Consider the following 20,350-nt stretch of genomic DNA (forward strand, 5'->3'; position numbering starts at 1 on the left):
AATTCATACTGTTTCTATCTATTTTGATTGCTTATTCTTAATTTATTTTTTAGACGTGTTTGCAAAAAAATAACCGCCTGTTTAAAGGCGATTATTTCGAACATTTTAAATGAGATGATTATACAATTCTTGCATCTGAATATCATCTGGAACTAGGTCAAGATAGGCCTGAATGTATTCTGTTGCTTCTTCTAACTTCCCTAGTTCTCTTAATAAATAAATGTATTGTTCCAAGAACTCCGGATTATCCTTCAATTCTGTAGCAAGTTCCTTATAAAGCTCGTAAGCTGCTTCCAGTTCCTCGGTTTCTTGGTAGCTACGGGCAATCATCCATTTTGTTAAGAGATTTTCAGGTTCATGCGCTTCTAAGGCCAAAATATCTTCATATCTCTCTTGTTCTTGGTAGATGGTCGCTAAGCGCAATAAAATTTCTTCTTGATCTTCAGCATTCTCTTGTGCTTGCAAAAGATAAGCTTCGGCTTGTTCTGGTTGATGCAATTCATAAGATAACTGAGATGCAAGGAGCAACAAACGGGTTTCAAAAGGATTTTTTAATAAGCCTTGTTGTGCTACTTTAAGAGCTGCTTCCGTTTGATGTTCCTTATGGAGTGCCTGGCTATAGCCATACTCATACCCTTCAAAATCTGGAGAAATGGTGTCTATTTGTTTAAAGTATAAGGCTGCTTTTTGGTAGTCCTCTTGGTCAAAATAGAGACTTGCCAGTTCATAGGCCGTTTGGTCGTCATATTCTAATTCCAAGGCTTTTTCAAGAAACTCAACAGCAGATTCGAATTTTCCAAGTCGTGCATATGCAAGGCCAATTCTCTGATAGGTTGAAATTCCAGTTTGGTCATAGATAGCACGATTATCTAATTGAGCATAGCCCTGAATAGCCTCTAAATCGTTTCCTAGTTCGCTATCTAGCTCTGCTAATCCAAATATCAAGAGAGGATCATCGGAGTAGCTACGAGCTTCTAAGAGCTTCTCACGCGCAACATCTGTCAATCCTTCCATCTGATATAAATCTGCTTTTAAGGCAAGAGCTGATACGTACCATTCACTTTCTGGACCAATCTTCTCTAAATAATCAAAAGCTTCTTCGATAAGTCCATCCTCACCAGCTATTGCAGCTAGATTGATGTAGACTTCTGGAAATTTCGGCGCTAATTTCTCATAGATTTGTGCTGCCTGTGGATAGAAGCCAATCCCTTCGAGATATGCAGCAAGTTCAAGAAGAACTTCATCTGAATCTTCATCTAGGGCTTTTTGGAAAAAAGATTCTGCTTTTGATAAATCTTGTTGCTCCAAGGCCTCGAGCATTTGTTGACTATTGTTCACCTTCAGTCTCCTCTACTGGTTCATAAAGTCCACTAACTCCTTTATACCAATCAAATATTGCTGAGATGACTACTTTTGCGGAAGCGTAGATTGGAATACCTAGCAATACACCCCAAATACCAAACATGGATCCTGAAGTCAACAGCACAAAAAGAATGGTAATTGGGTGAATATTTAATTGACTACCCAAAATCAGTGGTGAAACAAAACGACCTTCAATGGTTTGCTCTACAATAAAGACAATAATAACTTTTAAGAGCATTACCGGACCAGCAATCAGCCCCAATACTAGAGCAGGAAGCATCGCAAGGAAACTACCAAGATAAGGCACAAGGTTCAAAACACCTGCAGTAACACCGAGCGCTACTGCATATCGAAGCCCAATTATCTTAAAGAAGATAATAAACATGATAGCTACGATTACAGCGACCGTAATTTGTCCTCTAACGTAGTTAGCAAGTTGTTGGTTCACATCTGATAGAACCTTACCTACTGGTTCTCTTAATTTATTTGGTAAAAAGTGAGTGATATAATCTCTCAACCCTTTCCCATCTCTAAGGAGATAAAAGAGCATAAATGGCATGATAATCAAAGCGACGATTACTTGAGAAGTTCCACTAATAATAGCACTCACCCAGTTAACAGCTTTGGAAGAGATATTACTTGCCCATGCAGTTGCCTGAGTTGAAAATTGCGCTAAAACCTGTTCCAGTTGAGGTCTAAAGTCATCTGGCAAACGCTTGGTTACAAGATCATCAATCACTCTGTCAGCATCTTCTATATAACTTGGCACATTTTGCGCAAAAATGACAACTTGACGTTGAAGGTTTGGAATCGCAACAGCTAGACCAATAATCAAGAGTACGGCAATAATGACGAAGATAATACTAATGGCTAAGACGCGGTTAATCTTGTACTTCTCCATCAAATCTACTAGTGGATTCAAGAGGTAGAAAAGTAGTCCCGATAAAATAACTGGCAACATGACTACTGATAAAAAGTCGATAACAGGGATAAATAAGAAGCTGATTTTACTGAGAATAAAAATATTCAGACCTAGTAACAAGGCTACCAAAAATACAGTAACAGCCTTATTATCTAAAAACCATTTAAAAAACCAAGATAAGGTAAAGTGTTTCTCTTTTTGTTCCATTTTTTCTTCCTTTCCTTTGTCCTAACATTATACCATGTTTTAAGAAAAATAAGGGTTTTTTATAGTGTTTTAAAAAAGGTTAAATTTAGCTTTTTGGCAAGAGTACAGGACTGTTTTATGATTTAGAATTTTCATCTAGTAGACCTTTTTATGTTATAATTGTAGTATATTTTTCTAGAGGTATGAATATGAAAGAAACAGTCTATTTTGGAACTTATACACGCCGTATTTCCCAAGGGATTTACAAGGCTGATTTTGATACAGAAACAGGCAAACTCTCAAATCTAGAGCTCTTTGCAGCAGAACCAAGTCCAACCTATTTAGCCTTTGATCAAGACCAGCATTTATACACGGTTGGAAGCCATGATGGCAAAGGGGGAATTGCGGCATACAAAACTGATGGTAGTCTTCTTAACCATGTTGTTGAAGAGGGGGCTCCTCACTGCTATGTTGCAGTTGATGAGAAACGAGGGCTAGTCTATGGCGCTAACTACCATAAAGGTCAAGTTCTAGTTTATAAACGTAAAGAAGATGGCAGTCTTGAATTGGCAGACAAAGTTCAACACACGGGCAATGGTCCACATGAAAACCAAACTTCTCCTCACGTACACTACACAGATTTAACACCAGACCAATATTTAGTAACTTGTGACTTAGGTACTGATGAAGTTATCACTTATGATGTCGATGCAGAAGGAAAGATAAGTCCATTAGCTACCTACAACTGTACTCCTGGTGCAGGTGCTCGTCACCTTGTTTTCCACCACCACTACAAGATTGCTTATCTCATCTGTGAACTCAATAGTACGATTGAAGTATTGATTTACGATGGTGTTGGAGAATTTGAACAAATGCAGGTCATCTCAACCCTACCAGACGACTATAATGGATTCAATGGTACTGCTGCTATTCGTCTCTCTAAAGATGGCAAATACCTCTATGCTTCGAACCGCGGACATGATTCTATCGCAGTATATAGTATTTTAGCGGATGGAAGTTTAGGGTTATTAGAGATTGTTCCAACGCATGGGAAAAATCCACGTGATTTTGATTTGTCACCAGACCAAGAGTTCCTCATCGCAGTTCACCAAGATTCAGATAATGCAACTGTCTTTAAGCGTAATCCTGAAACTGGTCGACTTGCAGAACTTTCGAATGACTTTCATGTACCTGAAGCGGTCTGCATTAGTTTTCATCACTAACAAAAAAAGAACTTGAATAAAGATCAAGTTCTTTTTTATTTTATAATTTATTTCCGACATTGATACGGTTAATGGCACGTTGCAATGCAATCTTAGCACGACGTTCTTGGTCAATCAAATGTTTATCTTGTGCTTCTTCGATTTCACGTTCTGCACGAAGTTTCGCACGTTCTGCACGGCTAACATCGATATCACGAGCGCGTTCAGCTGAGTCAGCAACGATAGTTATGACATCATTAGCAATCTCAATGATTCCTCCGTTTACTGCTATCCAGTTTACATGAGAATCATCATCAACACGTTTGACTTTAACTTCATCAACTGCTAATACCGCAATCATATTTTGATGTCGTGGCAAGATCCCCATCTCACCATCCAGAGTTCGAACCGATACAAAGCTGGCATGGTGATCATAGACGAGGCCATCTGGTGTCACGATCTGGACAGTTAACTGAGCCATAGGTCACCTCTTAAAATCCCATTTTTTCAGCCTTAGCAATAACATCTTCGATTGAACCTACCCCACGGAAGGCATCTTCTGGGAGATGATCGTGTTTTCCGTCGAGAATTTCCTTAAATCCACGAACTGTTTCAGCTACTGGAACATATGAACCTGGTTGACCAGTAAATTGTTCCGCAACGTTGAAGTTTTGTGAAAGGAAGAACTGAATACGACGCGCACGAGCAACCAAAGTTTTTTCTTCATCAGAAAGTTCATCCATACCAAGGATCGCAATGATATCTTGCAATTCATGGTAACGTTGAAGGACACGTTTAACCTCAGCAGCAACTGCGTAGTGCTCTTCTCCAACGATTTCAGGTGCCAAGGCACGTGAACTTGAAGCAAGTGGGTCTACGGCAGGGTAGATACCCAATTGAACCAATTTACGTTCCAAGTTGGTAGTTGAATCCAAGTGAGCGAAGGCTGTTGCTGGCGCTGGGTCAGTATAGTCGTCCGCTGGCACGTAGATAGCCTGGATAGAGGTTACAGAACCTTTCTTAGTTGAAGTGATACGTTCTTGCAATTGACCCATTTCAGTTGCGAGTGTTGGCTGGTAACCAACGGCTGAAGGCATACGACCCAAAAGGGCAGATACTTCTGAACCAGCTTGTGTGAAACGGAAGATATTATCAATGAAGAGAAGAACGTCTTGGCCTTCAACATCACGGAAGTATTCAGCGATAGTCAAACCGGTAAGAGCAACACGCATACGTGCTCCTGGTGGCTCGTTCATCTGACCAAATACCATGGCTGTTTTCTCGATAACGCCTGATTCTTTCATTTCCCAGTAGAGGTCGTTCCCTTCACGAGTACGTTCCCCAACACCAGTAAATACTGAGATACCACCGTGTTCTTGGGCAATGTTATGGATCAATTCTTGGATCAAGACAGTCTTACCAACTCCGGCACCACCGAAGAGTCCGACTTTACCACCTTTAAGATAAGGGGCAAGAAGGTCGATAACCTTAATCCCTGTTTCGAGGATTTCTGAAGAGGTAGACAACTCATCAAAAGTAGGTGCTTTTTTATGAATTGGCTGACGTTCTGCGTCTTCTCCAAAAGGAGCTTCCAAGTCAATGGTATCTCCCAAAACATTGAAGACACGTCCCAAGGTTTCTTTACCTACTGGTACAGAGATTGGACGACCAGTGTCCAATACTTCCATTCCACGAGTTAAACCATCTGTTGATTCCATAGCGATGGTACGAATCATACCATCTCCCAACTCTAAGGCTACTTCAAGGACGATTTTTGTTTTCTTTTCGTCATTTTTGTAGACGACAAGTGCATTGTTAATCTCAGGAAGTTTTTCCCCTGCTGCAAACAAAACGTCTACAACGGGTCCGATAACCTGAGCAATTTTACCTGAACTCATCTCCTTCTCCTATTCTATATAAGATACTGTCGGTTCCTAGTATTGCTAGGTCCTAAGTTCATTCATTTGAGCAGGATGGCTTTATTCTAAAGCGCTAGCTCCTGCCACGATTTCTGTGATTTCTTGTGTAATCGCCGCCTGTCTGGCACGGTTATACTGAATGGTCAAATCATTAATCACTTTTTTAGCATTATCAGTCGCTGTTTGCATGGCTGTCATACCAGCAGCATTTTCAGCTGTCTTGGCATCAATAATAGCACCATAAATCATACTTTCAGCAAATTGTGGTAGTAATTGATCCAAGATTTCTTCACGACTTGTTTCAAGATCAAAGGTCAAGCTATAGTTCTCATCCGCTTCATTTGGATCCAAGTCCACAATAGGAAGCATCTGTTCTACACGCATTTGACTTGTCAGTGTATTAACGTGGTGGTTGTAGCAAACATAGAGCTCATCAAAAAGTTCGTTTTGATACATTTCAATCGTTTTTGTAATAATCTTACGAACTTCATCAAAGCTTGGTTGGTTTGCAAGTCCACGCAATTCATAGATTGGTTGAATACCGCGTGATTTGAAGAAATCGGCTCCCATACCACCGATACAGATAACTTCAAAATCATCACCTGACGGATGGTATTCTTGCTGAAGTTCCATGACTGCTTTTAAGATTGAAGAATTATATCCTCCAACAAGACCACGGTCAGATGTAATGACGATATAACCTGTTTTCTTGACAGGGCGACTGATCAACATAGGGTTCGTTGATCCGCCTGCGCCATCTCCGTGGAGGATATCTGTAACTAGTTTACGCACTTTTTGTGCATACACTTGGAAGTTACGAGCTGCTTCTTCAGAACGACCTAACTTAGCTGCAGAAACCATCTGCATAGCGTTGGTAATTTGACTAGTATTTTTTGTTGAGGCGATTTTTGTTTTAATATCATTTAGAGATACTGCCATCTGACACCTCTATTCTTACTGGAAGCTTGATTGATTGAGAAACTCAGTAATCGCAGCATCCAAGACTGCTTCATCTGGCAAGTCTTTTGTTTCACGAATGGTTTCCAAAATCTCAGGATGTTGAGCATCAAAGAACATATGGAACTCTTCTTCAAAACGAACGATATCGTCTACAGGAATTGTATCCAAGAAACCATGGGTCAAAGCGTAGAGAATAGTAACTTGTTTCTCAACAGGTAATGGTTTGTGAACAGGTTGTTTCAATACTTCTACAGTACGACGACCACGGTTCAATTTAGCCTGAGTAGCTGCATCCAAGTCAGAACCAAATTTAGTGAAGGCTTCTAACTCACGGTATGAAGCAAGGTCGATACGAAGAGTACCAGCAACCTTCTTCATGGCCTTAATCTGTGCAGAACCACCAACACGAGATACGGAAGAACCCGCATCAATAGCTGGACGGATACCTGCATTAAAGAGGCTATCACTTAGGAAGATTTGTCCATCCGTAATAGAGATTACGTTTGTAGCGATATAGGCTGAGATATCTCCGGCTTGTGTCTCGATAAATGGAAGAGCTGTGATAGATCCTCCACCCAATTCATCCGAAACTTTAGCTGAACGTTCAAGTAGACGGCTATGAAGGTAGAATACATCCCCTGGGAATGCTTCACGACCTGGCGGACGACGAAGCAAGAGAGAAAGTTCACGATAAGCTACCGCTTGTTTAGATAAGTCATCATAAACAATCAATACGTGCTTACCTTGGTACATAAATTCTTCCGCCATAGCAACCCCTGCATAAGGTGCGAGGAAAAGCAATGGAGAAGGTTGTGAAGCTGACGCTGTCACGACGATTGTATAATCCAAGGCTCCGTACTGACGAAGTGTTTCTACTTGTGTACGAACTGTTGATTCTTTTTGACCAATCGCTACATAGATACAGATCATATCTTGACCTTTTTGGTTCAAGATTGCATCGATAGCGATGGTAGTTTTCCCTGTTTGACGGTCACCGATAATCAACTCACGCTGACCACGACCGATTGGAACAAGGGCATCAATAGCCTTCAAACCAGTTTGCAATGGTTCTGATACTGATTTACGTTGCATAACACCAGGAGCTGGTGCTTCAACTGGACGAGTTTTGTTTGTGTCGATTGGACCAAGTCCATCTACTGGACGACCAAGTGGATCCACGACACGACCAATCAAGCTATCACCAACTGGAACTTCCATGATTTTCCCAGTACGACGAATAGTGTCGCCTTCGCGGATATCTGTAAAGTCTCCAAGGATGATAATACCAACATCAGTTGATTCTAAGTTTTGCGCCATACCATAAGAGCCGTTTTCAAAAATCAACAACTCTCCACTCATGGCGTTTTCAAGGCCATGAGCACGCGCAATTCCGTCCCCGATATAGGTTACAACACCAGTTTCAGTAACATCAAAATTGGGTTTGAAATTTTCAATTTGTTGCTTAATTAAAGCGCTGATTTCTTGTGCGTTAATTGACAAAAGAACACCACTTTCTATTTCAAATTTTCCTTAACAACTTTAAGTTGTTGTTTAATACTAACATCAATTGTCTTGTGATTGGCGATAATGACAAAACCACCGATTAAACTATCGTCGATTTCTTCTTTAATGCTACGCACTTTTAAAGACATCTTTTTCTCGATAATTGGAACCAAACGTTCTTTCTGTTCATCAGTTAGAGGATGAGCAGACACAATCGTTACTTCAAAACGATTCGTTTCTCTCTCAAGACGGTTTAAACAATCTACAATCACATCATAAAAAAGATATGACCGATGATTGTATAACAGAACTTGAATGAAGTTTTGTAATAATGGCGATGCCGAGTCTTGGAAATAACTAACTGTTTTATCCTTATCAGACTCATCCACATCCACCTGAGCCAAAAAAGAAGGCAAATTTGTTTCTTCAGCGACTTGCTTGATTTGAGTCAAATCTGAGAAGATACTGTCTTCTTCTCCTTTTTCAATCACCAATTGGACAAAAGGCATGCTGTATTTTTCAATTACCTTTACTGTCTTTTTGTCCATTAAGCTTCTCCTAGCTGATCGATATACTGATCAATGAGTTCTTTGTGGGCATGACCATCAAGGTTTTGTGAGATAATTTTTCCAGCTAGACTAACTGTCAAATCTGCTACCTCACCTTTAACGCTTTGTAAAGCCTCTGCTTTATTTTGCTCAATTTCTTGGTTAGCTTTGTCTTTCAAGCGACCAGCTTCTAGCTTAGCTTCAGCCAGAATATCTGATTTGCTCTTTTCAGCTGTCTCCTTAGCATTTTCGATGATAGTTTTAGCTTCGCTTCGGCTACCTGTTAATTCGTCTTCACGTTTTTGTGCAAGAGTTTCTGCTTTTTGACGAGCTTGTTCAGCACCATCAATATCAGCAGCAATCTTTTCTGCGCGTTCTTCGAAGACACTTGTCAAGTTTGACCATGCGTATTTTTTGACTAAGACGATCAAAAGGATAAAAGAGCCAGCAATTAAAATAAAGTTACCAATCAATTCACCTACTGTTACGTGCATCATTTACTCCTTTCTACTCTTCATCATTAATTTTATTTCCTAGGTACATAGAGGATAATAGTGTAAAGACATAGGCTTGTACACAAGAAATGAACACGGAAAATGCAGTCCAAACTAAGTTTGCCCCAAATGCGACTGGATACCAAAAAATAGCCTGATGTGAAAGTAAGAGAAGCAAGCTTATCATTACTTCACCTGCAAAGATATTCCCAAAAATCCGCAAAGCAAGAGAAAGGAAATTCGTGAATTCTTCAAGTAGATTCATCGGTGTCATAAATGCAGGAGTTACAAAACCTTTTAGGTATTGTTTAATCCCACGACGACGAATCCCCTCAATGTGTGCCATCACAATAATACAGAACGACAAGACAAGGTCAAATGAAAGATTTGCAGTTGGCGATGTCCAAAGGTTTGTCCCATCTGTAGTTTGAAGTTTTGCCATCAAACCAAGATTATTTGCGATGACCATAAAAAGAAACAAACACAAGTAAAAGAGTGAGTAATCTTTCATGTACCGTGAACCAACGTTAGGTTCTGTAAATCCGACTACAAAGTCATAGAGATACTCTAGTACATTTTGCTTTCCTTTGGGTTTCACAGTCATATTACGACTTGCCCAATAGATAAAGCCAAAAATCAGTGCCACAGACAACAAAGTCATTGCTGTCAAGGTTAAATCAAAGGTAACAGGACCAATATTGATGGTTGGATTGATACTTTCTTCCATCTAGAATCCTCCCTTTTCCATTTTATACTTCTCTTTATTTGATGATAAATGAAAATACGAGAGTTATGAAGAAAGTTCCTTCAATAAAGGCAACCCCCAAGATCATCAAACTACGCAATTGTGGAATGATATCTGGTTGGCGCGCTGCAGATTTGAACAAACCGTTCATCAAAAATCCTTCTGCAAGAGATACACCCATACAGGCAAGACATAGACCGAAAAATGTTAAATTCATGACGAATTCTCCTTTTTTAAATAAATTTACTTCCCTAGTTTAGTCCTAAAATTTGCTTTTGTCAACTTTTTACTAGCATTGAAAGCGTTTCTAATCATTTATTTCTAATTTTGCGATTTTCATGACCTTTATATAGAAAATTTTAAGGACTTTTCATATCATTTTCCTTTCCTTTCACATTTTTCTGAAAGCAAAAATCCAGGTTTTACAACCTGGATTTTTTGTCCTTATTTAAAATAATAGGAATGGTGACTCTGACAAGCTGGATTAAATGCAGCATTACAATATGCACAGCTACTTTTCTTTGAATATTCCTCATAAGTTAAGGTTTTCTTACAGGAACCACATAAGATAGGTCTGTCCTCTTTTAGCCTTAAAGGATAGGGAGAAAATACGTGCGACTCTAGTTCATTATGACACTGATAACAGGCGTAGTATTTTTGACACTCATAGCATTGAAGTGCTACGATATCTTTATCAGTATGGTAATGAACACATCTGCTTTCATCATCTACCAGTAATCCCTGAGCTTGAACCATGTTTTTTCCTTATCTAGGCACGAACAGTAACGCTTGTTCCATCTTCTTTATAGAGATTAATCAGACCTTCTTTCAAAGCACGGACCATATCACCTGCTTGTACTGGTTGAGGAACCTTGATGGTCAAGAGTTCCATTGGGTTTGGTGCACGGTCGATTTTATTTCCTTTTGAGTCATGAAGGTCTTCGATGTAGGTTTCAAAATGACGGAAACCTGGACCGTAAAACTCAACTTGGTCACCTTCGTTGATAACGTTACGTTGGCGAATAGTTGCTGTTTGTGTCGCATCATCATAAGCTACTACTTCAGCAACAAACTTGTATTCTGGAATCTTACGACGAGCACCAAACAATTGTTCATTTTCAGTTGGTGTTCCATAGTAGAAACCTGTAGCCAATTCACGTTGGGCAACCTTCCACATTTCATCAATCAAGTCTTGCTTGATTGCTTCAAACTTTTCAGGGCTCTCAAGGTAAGCATCGACTGCAGCTTTGTAGCAGTTTGTTACTGTTGAAACGTAATGAATAGACTTCATACGACCTTCAATCTTCAAACTGTCAACGCCATTTTCAATCATATCTGGAATATGGTCAATCATAGACATATCAACCGCAGACATGGAGAACTCTTCAGGAATTTCTCCCTTAAGACTCTTACGCTCTTTACCAAATGGCATATCGTAAAGATCATATTTCCAACGGCAAGATTGTGAACATCCACCACGGTTGGCATCGCGCATACTCATATGGTTTGAAAGAGTACAACGACCAGAGTATGAGATACACATAGCTCCATGAACGAAAGCTTCAATCTCAACATCTGTACGTTTGCGGATTTCTGCCAACTCTTCCATAGAAACCTCACGCGCCAACACGACACGAGTTAATCCAAGTTCTTTCCAGAATTCAAGAGTTTCATAGTTGGTCGCACTAGCTTGTGTCGAAAGGTGGATTTCAAGACCTGGTGCTTCAGTTGCCGCAATCATAATCAAGGCTGGATCTGATACGATGACCGCTGCAATTCCGATATCACGCAATTTACGGAACCATTCTCCAGCACCTTCTTCATTTCCCTCGTGCATAACCATATTAGCCGCTACATAAACCTTAGCGCCATACTTAGCCGCAAACTGTACTCCTTCTTCCATTTGTTCGAAAGTAAAGTTACCAGCACGGCTACGTAGACCATAGGCCTGACCACCGATAAAGACAGCATCTGCACCGTATTGAACAGCTACTTTTAGTTTTTCAAGAGTTCCTGCAGGTGATAAAACCTCAGGACGTTTCAAAGTTTTTGTCATGTTTTCTCCTATTTGCAATATAAAAGTTTGACACTAATCTTTACCATTTTATAGCAAAAAGGTTCTAAAATCAAGTTTTGATTGATTGTTTAGACAATTTTAATGTTATTCTCGTTCATGAGTTCAGCGAACTGTTTCTATTTGCCAAGAACTCCAACCTTTAAAACGAATGGCACCCTTTTTGTCTGTTTTGTAAATCGAATTCTCAAGTTCTTGATTACTTTCCTCATTTTTTTCTTTGAATTTTTTCTTCTTATCTACCGAAATGACCGTGATTTTAGGTTGTAAAGCTTTGAAGACCTCTACATCTGTCTTTTTCTTCGATGCTTGCTGATGCATTATCACTACATCTGCTCGGAATTTTGAGGAATGACTCGTTAAGAACTTCTCCTCTAAATTTCCAGTAATTAGAAAGGTTTGATTTAGTAACTTTCCATACAAGACCATTGAATCCTTTTTATCGCTATTTTGGCTAGTGATTGCTTCCAAACTACTCCCAAAAATAAACAACTGCTGTCCTGTTTTAATAGCAGCCACCTTAATTTTGGTTTCCTTCAGCTTATCCATAAATTCTCTTTTAGATAATGTTTCTTCAGTTACTAGAATCTGTTTAAGCTCGAAGGCTTTACTGATTTCTAACACATGATCTAACTGCTTAGTATCACTAGTCGTTAGCACAAGCTGATCAATCTTGGCCACTCCTCGACTTTTGAGATAAGGGATTAAACTACGTTTGGCATTGCTCGTTATGACCTTCTCCTGCCAGGCTTCTTTCTTTTCAACTTCATACTTTTCCCCGACATCCAGTAGTATGGTCTTTCCTGCCATGTCTCTTAGGAAAATGCTCCGCCCCTGTTCCATATCTAGGACTGTGATTTCATTTTCTAGTGGATGTTTGGTTACTAAAAAGAGTGAGAAGGCAACTATGACAAGCATAGATATTTTTTTCAAGTTCTTTCGATAATCGTAGATGAGAGCTAAAGTAATCAAAAGAAGGATTAAAATCCAAAGACTTGGCTGACCAAAAACAAGAGGCCTCGTAGATAGCTGAGAAATATAGCGAATGATGTTTTCAAGCCATTCAAAGAGAAAGTTGAACTGGGTGATGGGATATATAAATGACAGACAGAAGAGAATCGATAAGAGCGGTAACAGAACCATATCAAATAAGAATGAAAAGACAAATGTCAAGAGAATGGACCACGGTTGGAATTCAGAAAAGTAAAAAGATAAGATTGGTAGAATTCCCAAGGAAATGATGCAACTCTCTCTAACCAACCCTCTTATTCCTTCTATTTCTTCACCTGTCATGGTCAGTATAAAAGCATAGGCACAGGATAGAACCCCTCCAGCTGTTAAGAAAAAGTTCGGCATGATAAGAAATAGAATAAGAATCGTCAAAGCAAAATTATCTAGTGACTTAAAGCCATGCTGAGCCAATAGCTTTTGGAGGAGACTACGAATAACAGAGGCTGAAAATCCTGTCAAACCTGCATAGACCAATGACAATGGATAGGCTAACCATTTGAACTTCTCTTGCGTCAAACCCAAACGCAGAAGTAACTTCTTAAAAGCATCCATGAAAAAGCCGACCTGCATTCCAGACAAAGCAAAAAGATGAATAATCCCTAGGCTGGAATAAAGTTCATTCATTTCCTCAAAGTCTGTATCTAAATGTCCCAATAAAAGACCGGTCATGTAGTTGCGCATGGGATCGGGAAAATTCCTTTTTATCCAGACAACTGTTTTTCTCCTCAAGCTTGATAGGTTTTCTCCAATATCCAAACTTGATGTTTTCCTTAATTCGACAATTTCCGATATGGTCAAGGTCTGATAAATTCCTTGAGTTTTAAGGTAGTTTCGATAATCAAATCCAGCAAAATTACTTGCTCCTTGAGGAATAGCTAGCTTTCCTTTTACCACAAGCTCATGCAGTTCAGATAAGTCTTGAAATTTTTTCTTTTCAGCTTCTGACTGGAGTTTATAATAGACCTGAAAAAGTCTACCATTTGCCTTACCACGAAAGGATAAACTATCACCATTCACCTTGATGGTATCAGACAAGATTCGTACCGTATTAACTGAGTCAACAAGATGTTGACTCGCTTCTTCTTGCTGCCATTTTTGAAATATAAACCAGCTTCCAAAAAGACCACAAACAAAGAGAACCTTGACCACAGTCTTCCATGAAAATTGAAAAAAGAGGCAGATTAGTAAAAAGACAAAGCCCAAAAGTGCTAAGACACTTGCTGAAAAGATAGCGTAGTAGAGCCATAACAAAAGAAAACTAAGATATATTTTGGGGATGGGAAAACGATTAATCCACTGTGACATACTCTTTTAACTTTTCTATCGTTTTTGCACCAATACCAGAAACCTTTTTAAGCTCATCAACTGACTTAAACTTACCGTTGGACTCACGATGCTCAATGATATCCTGAGCACGTTTAGCACCTAATCCTTTAACTTGTTTAAGCTCCTCTAAACTGGCTTTATTGAGATTGACTTTCTTACTTTCCTTGTTGTTAGAGGTATTTGATTGTGATTCTTGACTGGTAGCTTCTTCCTTGGTCGGAACATAGACCAGTGCTTCGTCACTAATTCTCTGGGCTAGATTGATAGACTTGCTATCGGCATTATCTGTCAGTCCACCAGCTTTTTGAACAGCATCATTGATACGACTTCCAACTGGCAAATCATAAATCCCTGGTGTTTTGACAGCCCCTTTAACATCGACAGTAATCAGATCTTGCTCCACCGCTTCTTCCTTCTGATTCCCATCCTCCTTTTCATCCGTCGAATCCTTCGAAACAGTTGTAACTTCTGTCTGCAAATTACTTTCCTTAGCAGGTGTTTGAGTGATAGGCTTTAGGAGGAAAAATCCACCCAAGACCAAGCCCAAACTAACGCAAATAACAATGATTTTATATTCTTTAATTTTCTCAATAAGTTCTTCCATATTTACTCCTCTCTTAGCTTATTCGTAAGAGAAAGAAAAAAACAGCTGAAAATCTTTTCAACTGCTTACTTATTTACAAAATAGTCTTCCTTGGTCAAGACGTAATGGACATCTGTTACGAATCTTCCAGGTTCATTTTTATCCATTCTAGCATAAGGTTCTTCGTGAGAAAAGCGCATGCCTGATTTCTCCATAACCTTTCCTGATGCAGGATTGTCCTTATCATGAAAAGCCGTCAACTTATTCATTCCTATCTTTTCAAAAGCCAGTTCAATCACAGCACGATTGGCTTCAGTTGTCAAACCTTGATTCCAATATTTTTGATTGATAATGTAACCAATGGCTGCCTTCTTAAGAACAGTATCCATCTTGTGCAGGTCAATAGTTCCGATAAACTCTCCAGTACTTTTTAGTTCAATTCCCCATCGGCCCAAGGGATTGGCTAGATAAAACTGAGCAATATTGTTCTTAGTTTCCTCTAGACTTTGATTAGTTGGAAAAGTGTAGCGCGTATTTTCTTTATTTGAAGCATACTCAAACATGGCTTCTGCATCATCAAGTGTTACAGGTCTAAGCACTAAGCGTTCTGTTTCGATAATTTGATGCTTAGCTAGTTTGATAAATAGTGATTCCATGATTGTACCTCCTAAAATAGGTTGGTAAAAGAATAACATAAAAGAAATAGGTTTACAAGTTTTTCTTGCAATTTATAGCGGTTTCATATACAATAAAATCATCACAAAAAACTCAAAAAATGTGATATAAAACTGAAACTGTCTGATAGAAAGTGAGTTATCTTTATGTTAATTGGAATTCCAAAGGAAATTAAAAATAATGAAAATCGTGTTGCTTTGACACCTGCTGGTGTACAGAGTCTTGTTGGTCGTGGTCACCGTGTCCTCATTGAAACAAATGCTGGACTTGGATCTGGTTTTGCTGATGCCGACTATGAAAAGCAAGGAGCTGAGATTGTAGCTACAGCAGCTGAAGCTTGGGCTGCAGAGTTAGTTGTTAAAGTAAAAGAGCCACTTGCTAGTGAATATCAATTCTTGCGTGAAGACTTACTTCTTTTCACCTACTTGCATATGGCAGCTGCTCCAGAATTAGCTGATGCTATGCTTGCAGCTAAAACAACTGGTGTTGCTTATGAAACTGTACGCGATACTGAAGGTCAACTTCCTCTATTGGTTCCAATGAGTGAGGTTGCAGGTCGAATGGCTGTCCAAATCGGAGCTCACTTCTTGACGAAACAAGCTGGTGGTTCTGGAGTTCTATTGGGTGGTGTCCCAGGTGTACCAAAAGGAAAAGTAACCATTATCGGTGGTGGTGTCGTTGGTACACACGCAGCTCGTATCGCTCTTGGTTTGGGAGCTCAAGTAACTATTCTTGATATCAGCGCTAAGCGCCTTTCTGTACTTGAAGATGTCTTTGGTCACCAAATCCAAACTTTGATGTCTAACCCATTTAATATTGAAGCAAGTGTGCGTGAAGCAGACGTTGTTATCGGTGCAGTATTGATTCCTGGTGCTAAAGCTCCAAAATTGGTGACAGATGACATGGTTCAACAAATGCGTCCTGGTTCTGTCATCGTAGACGTTGCTGTAGACCAAGGTGGTGTTATTGCAACAGCTGACCGTGTGACAACCCATGATGAGCCTGTATATGAAAAACACGGTGTCCTTCACTATGCGGTTGCCAATATTCCTGGAGCAGTTGCCCGTACTTCTACCATCGCCCTTACAAATGTGACTCTTCCTTATATCGAAGCCTTAGCAGGTAAAGGATTTAAGAAAGCAATCCTTGAAGATGCTGGTTTACGTGAAGGGGTTACAACTTACCAAGGTCAATTGACTAGTCAACCAGTTGCTGAAGGTTTAGAACGTGACTATACACCTATTAGTGAGCTTGTTTAATAAGAAATTCAAAAAAAATTAAGAGCAGTTTTTCAACTGCTCTTTTTCTTTATTCTGTTTCTTCTTGATTTTCTTCAGCTTTGACAGGTCGAGGTTCATAAGCTCTAATAATCTGAGCAACGATTGGATGGCGAACCACATCCTTGGCTGAAAAATGAACGAAGTCAATCTGGTGAATGTTCTTAAGTTTTTCCTGGGCATCAATCAGACCTGATTTAACATTACGCGGCAGGTCAATCTGGCTAATATCGCCATTGACAATCATTTTTGAATTAAATCCAAGACGAGTCAAAAACATCTTCATCTGCATGATAGTTGTATTTTGCGCTTCATCCAAAATGACAAAGGCATCATCCAGAGTACGACCACGCATGTAGGCCAAAGGGGCAATTTCAATAATTTCTCGCTCCATGAGACGAGTTGTTTGGTCCTTCCCAAGAATTTGGTACAAGGCATCATAGACAGGTCGAAGATAAGGGTCTACCTTTTCCTTGAGATCTCCTGGAAGAAATCCCAAGCTTTCTCCAGCTTCTACTGCTGGACGAGTCAGGATAATACGCTTGACTTGACCACGTTTAAGAGCTGTAACAGCCAAGGTCACTGCTAGGAATGTTTTACCCGTACCAGCCGGCCCAATTCCGAAGGTAACATCATGATTCTTAACACTATCAACATAAAGTTTTTGTCCCAGTGTCTTGACCCGAATCGGCTTACCAGTATTGTCTTTGATAATCTCTTCTTCATAGAGGGCAACAAACTTATCGATTTCATTGTTTCTAACCATATTGATGGCTGTCACCACATCCGGAGTTCCGACAGTCATGCCACGATTAACCAAGACCATCAAGGCTTGAATGACTTGCCGTGCTTCTTCACAAGAAGACTCCTCTCCCAAGACTTGTACAATCTCTGTACGAGCATGGATGATAACATCTAACTCATCTTCTATCAAGCGAAGATGGCGTTCATTGGAACCAAAAAGATGAAACAGGTCATCTGGATGACTTAACTGAATGTCTATTGAATGTTCCTTCAAACAAAGAACCTCTCTAACTCTTTAATTTCTTTTTATTATAGCAAAGGCATTTGGAAATTGCTATCCTTAACACCTATGCCCTTTTTAATGTTCTAAATATTCCTGCCAGATGCGATCGAAGTCTCCCATATTAAAGGAAAAACTGGCATGTTCTTCTAAAAATCGACTCACCTGATCGAAATCATCCGTATGTTTTGGGAAGGCTGACTCCTCAAAGGCAAGATCCGCTAAAATGGCTTTGGGACTATTACTTTTAGGATTTCGTTCTGTCATGAGCCAAGTATAAAATGATTTTCTCATAAGCCTCCCTAAATTAACTCTGTACCAAACTGGTCTTGCTTGATTTTACCAGCCTTCATCAAACCACCAAGTGCTTTTTTAAACTGACCTTTTGAGATACCAAAAGTAGCCTTGATATCGTCAGGCGATGATTTGTCATTTAAGGTCATGAAACCGCCATTGCTTTCCAAGTAAGTCAGAATCATTTGTGCATCATTTTCTAACATCTCAAAAGAGCGAGGTTTTAGTGACAGATTAAGAGTTCGGTCAACTTCACGGAAACCAATGACACGCGCATCTAACACTTGCCCCAAACGTGGCTCTGCATAGCGCTCACTTGGATGGATAAATCCAAGCATGTTGTTTTCTGGTAGGTAGACAAAAGTTCCTGATAACTTAAGACGATAAACGATTGCTGGCCAGTTCTGATTTTGCATGTTGTTGTATGCTGGACGTGCTAAACGTTGGAAGTCTTCCTGATAAGCCAAAACTCCCCAGATACGGTCTTTCTTGTCTACTTCTAGACGAACATAAAGTTTATCGCCCTTCTTAGGCCAGAGCTCTTTCAGTTCAGGCAGGATATCAAGTGACACAACGATTTCCTTGTCAGGAAGTCCTGTATCAACAAAAACACCCAAATCCTTACGAACCTCTGTTACTGTACCCCAACCAAATTGATCCTGAGTTGCAGTCACTTCTTGAGTTGTCAAGCGAAGTTTTTGCTTCATGTCTGTGTAGGCAAAACCTTTAACAGTATCACCAACTGTATGCTGACCTTCTTCCTTAGCAAGAGCGTATGTTTGACCATCCTTTTGAACAAAGTAAAAACGGTCATTTTCATCGATGATAAGTCCAACGATAAAACTTGCAAGATTTGTATTCATGTTTCCTTCTTTCGAATAAAACTCAGCCAGCAATGCCAACTGAGTTTTTCTGTTTATTTCTTAGACTTCCAAGATTTCTTTTTCTTTATTTGCAGTCATGTCGTCGATGTGTTTAACAGCATCGTCTGTCGCTTTTTGAATATCTTTTTCAAGAGTCTTCAATTCATCTTCAGTGATTTCTTTAGCTTTTTCTTGTTTCTTAGCTTCATCCATAGCGTCACGACGGATATTACGGATAGCTACTTTAGCATTTTCACCAACTTTTTTCACTTCTTTAGCGAGGTCGCGACGAGTTTCTTCTGTAAGAGCTGGGATTACCAAGCGAATAACAGAACCATCGTTAGCTGGTGTAATACCAAGATCTGAAGCGTTCAAAGCACGCTCGATATCCTTCAATGAAGATTTATCAAATGGTGTTACCAATAGGACACGCGCTTCAGGAATTGTGATAGAAGCAATTTGGTTAAGAGGTGTTTCGACACCATAGTATTCAACAGTAATACGGTCAAGCAAGCTAGCGTTAGCACGACCTGCACGGATACCACCAAATTCACGAGCAAGTGAGTGGTGAGATTGAGTCATTCTCTCTTTAGCTTTTTCTACAATTGCGTTAGCCATAATTTTTCTTATTCCTTTTCTTCGATATTGTTTGAAACAGTTGTTCCGATATTTTCACCAAATACAACACGTTTGATATTGCCAGGTTGGTTCATATTAAAGACTACCAAGTCGATGTCATTATCCATTGAAAGTGTTGAAGCCGTTGAGTCCATGATACGAAGACCTTTATTAATGACATCACGGTGAGTCAATTCTTCAAACTTAACAGCAGTCTTATCTTTCTTAGGATCAGCATTGTAGACACCGTCTACACCATTCTTAGCCATCAAAATAGCGTCTGCTTCAATTTCAGCTGCACGAAGAGCCGCTGTTGTATCTGTAGAGAAGTAAGGTGAACCAATTCCTGCGCCAAAGATAACGATACGTCCTTTTTCAAGGTGGCGAAGGGCACGCCCACGAATATAAGGCTCTGCTACTTGTTGCATAGCAATAGCTGTTTGTACGCGAGTATCAACCCCAACTTGTTGCAATGAATCTGCCATCACAAGAGCATTCATGACTGTCCCAAGCATTCCAGTGTAATCCGCTTGAACACGATCCATACCAGCTTCTGCTGCAGGTTCTCCACGCCAAAGGTTTCCACCACCGATAACCAAGGCAATTTCAATTCCTAGCTCGTGAACTTCCTTGATTTCTTGGGCCATACTTTGAACAGTTTTGATGTCAATCCCGACACCACGTTCGCCAGCGAGGGCTTCACCAGATAGCTTGATTAAGATACGTTTATACTTAGGTTCTACCATTTTCTCTCTCCTTTTTTC

Annotated in this window: 22 protein-coding genes; 2 read left to right on the forward strand and 20 right to left on the reverse strand. The window is 39.7% G+C overall.

Annotation, left to right across the window (positions count from 1 at the left end):
* Window positions 1–105 precede the first annotated feature (105 nt).
* Both TZ94_RS05570 and TZ94_RS05575 read right to left on the reverse strand, forming a co-directional pair.
* Window positions 106–1,338 (reverse strand): tetratricopeptide repeat protein, encoded by a 1,233-nt coding sequence (locus TZ94_RS05570; protein WP_045615041.1) that lies wholly within the window; start codon window positions 1,336–1,338, stop codon window positions 106–108.
* Window positions 1,328–2,491, reverse strand: a complete 1,164-nt coding sequence (locus TZ94_RS05575) for an AI-2E family transporter (protein ID WP_045615043.1) — start codon at window positions 2,489–2,491, stop codon at window positions 1,328–1,330. The genes TZ94_RS05570 and TZ94_RS05575 overlap by 11 nt, the downstream gene beginning before the upstream one ends.
* 188 nt (window positions 2,492–2,679) lie before the next feature.
* Here TZ94_RS05575 and TZ94_RS05580 point away from each other — a divergent pair, with 188 nt between their 5' ends.
* Window positions 2,680–3,693, forward strand: coding sequence for a lactonase family protein (locus tag TZ94_RS05580; protein ID WP_045615045.1), 1,014 nt, complete (start codon window positions 2,680–2,682; stop codon window positions 3,691–3,693).
* 40 nt (window positions 3,694–3,733) lie between these two features.
* On the opposite strand, the gene TZ94_RS05585 is transcribed toward TZ94_RS05580, so the two are convergent.
* The 13 genes from TZ94_RS05585 to TZ94_RS05645 form a co-directional block, all read right to left on the reverse strand.
* On the reverse strand, window positions 3,734–4,153 hold the full coding sequence (locus TZ94_RS05585) for a F0F1 ATP synthase subunit epsilon (protein WP_006150932.1): 420 nt from the start codon (window positions 4,151–4,153) through the stop codon (window positions 3,734–3,736).
* A 10-nt stretch (window positions 4,154–4,163) separates the two neighbouring features.
* Window positions 4,164–5,570 (reverse strand): F0F1 ATP synthase subunit beta, encoded by a 1,407-nt coding sequence (atpD, locus tag TZ94_RS05590; RefSeq protein WP_000094353.1) that lies wholly within the window; start codon window positions 5,568–5,570, stop codon window positions 4,164–4,166.
* Window positions 5,571–5,651: 81 nt separating this feature from the next.
* On the reverse strand, window positions 5,652–6,530 hold the full coding sequence (locus TZ94_RS05595; RefSeq protein WP_045615047.1) for a F0F1 ATP synthase subunit gamma: 879 nt from the start codon (window positions 6,528–6,530) through the stop codon (window positions 5,652–5,654).
* A 15-nt stretch (window positions 6,531–6,545) separates the two neighbouring features.
* Window positions 6,546–8,051 (reverse strand): F0F1 ATP synthase subunit alpha, encoded by a 1,506-nt coding sequence (atpA, locus tag TZ94_RS05600; RefSeq protein ID WP_045615048.1) that lies wholly within the window; start codon window positions 8,049–8,051, stop codon window positions 6,546–6,548.
* Between the two features lie 14 nt (window positions 8,052–8,065).
* Window positions 8,066–8,602: a F0F1 ATP synthase subunit delta gene (locus TZ94_RS05605; RefSeq protein WP_045615050.1), complete on the reverse strand. Its 537-nt coding sequence runs from the start codon at window positions 8,600–8,602 to the stop codon at window positions 8,066–8,068.
* The gene (gene atpF, locus TZ94_RS05610) at window positions 8,602–9,096 is read right to left on the reverse strand and encodes a F0F1 ATP synthase subunit B (protein WP_045615052.1); all 495 of its coding nucleotides are present in this window, start codon (window positions 9,094–9,096) and stop codon (window positions 8,602–8,604) included. The genes TZ94_RS05605 and atpF overlap by 1 nt, the downstream gene beginning before the upstream one ends.
* Window positions 9,097–9,109: 13 nt before the next feature.
* Entirely contained in the window at window positions 9,110–9,823 is a 714-nt protein-coding gene (gene atpB, locus TZ94_RS05615) for a F0F1 ATP synthase subunit A (protein WP_045615053.1), read from the reverse strand.
* 34 nt (window positions 9,824–9,857) lie between these two features.
* Window positions 9,858–10,058: a F0F1 ATP synthase subunit C gene (locus TZ94_RS05620; protein ID WP_045615055.1), complete on the reverse strand. Its 201-nt coding sequence runs from the start codon at window positions 10,056–10,058 to the stop codon at window positions 9,858–9,860.
* Between the two features lie 227 nt (window positions 10,059–10,285).
* Window positions 10,286–10,597 carry a CHY zinc finger protein gene (locus TZ94_RS05625; RefSeq protein ID WP_045615057.1) on the reverse strand — a complete coding sequence of 104 codons (312 nt, stop codon included), beginning with the start codon at window positions 10,595–10,597 and terminating at the stop codon, window positions 10,286–10,288.
* A 13-nt stretch (window positions 10,598–10,610) separates the two neighbouring features.
* Entirely contained in the window at window positions 10,611–11,897 is a 1,287-nt protein-coding gene (locus TZ94_RS05630; protein WP_045615058.1) for a peptidase U32 family protein, read from the reverse strand.
* Window positions 11,898–12,020: 123 nt separating this feature from the next.
* Window positions 12,021–14,231 (reverse strand): ComEC/Rec2 family competence protein, encoded by a 2,211-nt coding sequence (locus TZ94_RS05635; RefSeq protein WP_045615060.1) that lies wholly within the window; start codon window positions 14,229–14,231, stop codon window positions 12,021–12,023.
* Window positions 14,215–14,856 carry a helix-hairpin-helix domain-containing protein gene (locus tag TZ94_RS05640; protein ID WP_045615062.1) on the reverse strand — a complete coding sequence of 214 codons (642 nt, stop codon included), beginning with the start codon at window positions 14,854–14,856 and terminating at the stop codon, window positions 14,215–14,217. Before TZ94_RS05640 ends, TZ94_RS05635 begins: the two co-directional genes overlap by 17 nt.
* 65 nt (window positions 14,857–14,921) lie before the next feature.
* Complete coding sequence (locus tag TZ94_RS05645; RefSeq protein ID WP_045615064.1) at window positions 14,922–15,491, reverse strand: GNAT family N-acetyltransferase; 570 nt, start codon at window positions 15,489–15,491, stop codon at window positions 14,922–14,924.
* Window positions 15,492–15,656: 165 nt separating this feature from the next.
* On the opposite strand from TZ94_RS05645, the gene ald reads away from it, so the two are divergent.
* Window positions 15,657–16,769: an alanine dehydrogenase gene (gene ald / locus TZ94_RS05650; RefSeq protein WP_045615067.1), complete on the forward strand. Its 1,113-nt coding sequence runs from the start codon at window positions 15,657–15,659 to the stop codon at window positions 16,767–16,769.
* Between the two features lie 49 nt (window positions 16,770–16,818).
* Here the strand turns inward: ald and TZ94_RS05655 are convergent, their stop codons facing one another.
* The 5 genes from TZ94_RS05655 to pyrH all read right to left on the reverse strand — a co-directional run bounded on the left by TZ94_RS05655 (window position 16,819) and on the right by pyrH (window position 20,332).
* Window positions 16,819–17,805 carry a PhoH family protein gene (locus tag TZ94_RS05655; protein ID WP_045615069.1) on the reverse strand — a complete coding sequence of 329 codons (987 nt, stop codon included), beginning with the start codon at window positions 17,803–17,805 and terminating at the stop codon, window positions 16,819–16,821.
* An 84-nt stretch (window positions 17,806–17,889) separates the two neighbouring features.
* Window positions 17,890–18,105, reverse strand: a complete 216-nt coding sequence (locus TZ94_RS05660) for a YozE family protein (RefSeq protein ID WP_001232087.1) — start codon at window positions 18,103–18,105, stop codon at window positions 17,890–17,892.
* Between the two features lie 8 nt (window positions 18,106–18,113).
* Window positions 18,114–18,968 carry an RNA-binding virulence regulatory protein CvfB gene (gene cvfB / locus TZ94_RS05665; RefSeq protein WP_045615071.1) on the reverse strand — a complete coding sequence of 285 codons (855 nt, stop codon included), beginning with the start codon at window positions 18,966–18,968 and terminating at the stop codon, window positions 18,114–18,116.
* A gap of 60 nt (window positions 18,969–19,028) precedes the next feature.
* The gene (gene frr, locus TZ94_RS05670) at window positions 19,029–19,586 is read right to left on the reverse strand and encodes a ribosome recycling factor (protein ID WP_006152642.1); all 558 of its coding nucleotides are present in this window, start codon (window positions 19,584–19,586) and stop codon (window positions 19,029–19,031) included.
* Window positions 19,587–19,594: 8 nt separating this feature from the next.
* On the reverse strand, window positions 19,595–20,332 hold the full coding sequence (gene pyrH, locus TZ94_RS05675) for a UMP kinase (RefSeq protein WP_006145718.1): 738 nt from the start codon (window positions 20,330–20,332) through the stop codon (window positions 19,595–19,597).
* Between the last annotated feature and the right edge of the window lie 18 nt (window positions 20,333–20,350).

It is taken from the genome of Streptococcus infantis (genome assembly GCF_000960085.1).
Lineage (GTDB): Bacteria > Bacillota > Bacilli > Lactobacillales > Streptococcaceae > Streptococcus > Streptococcus infantis_C.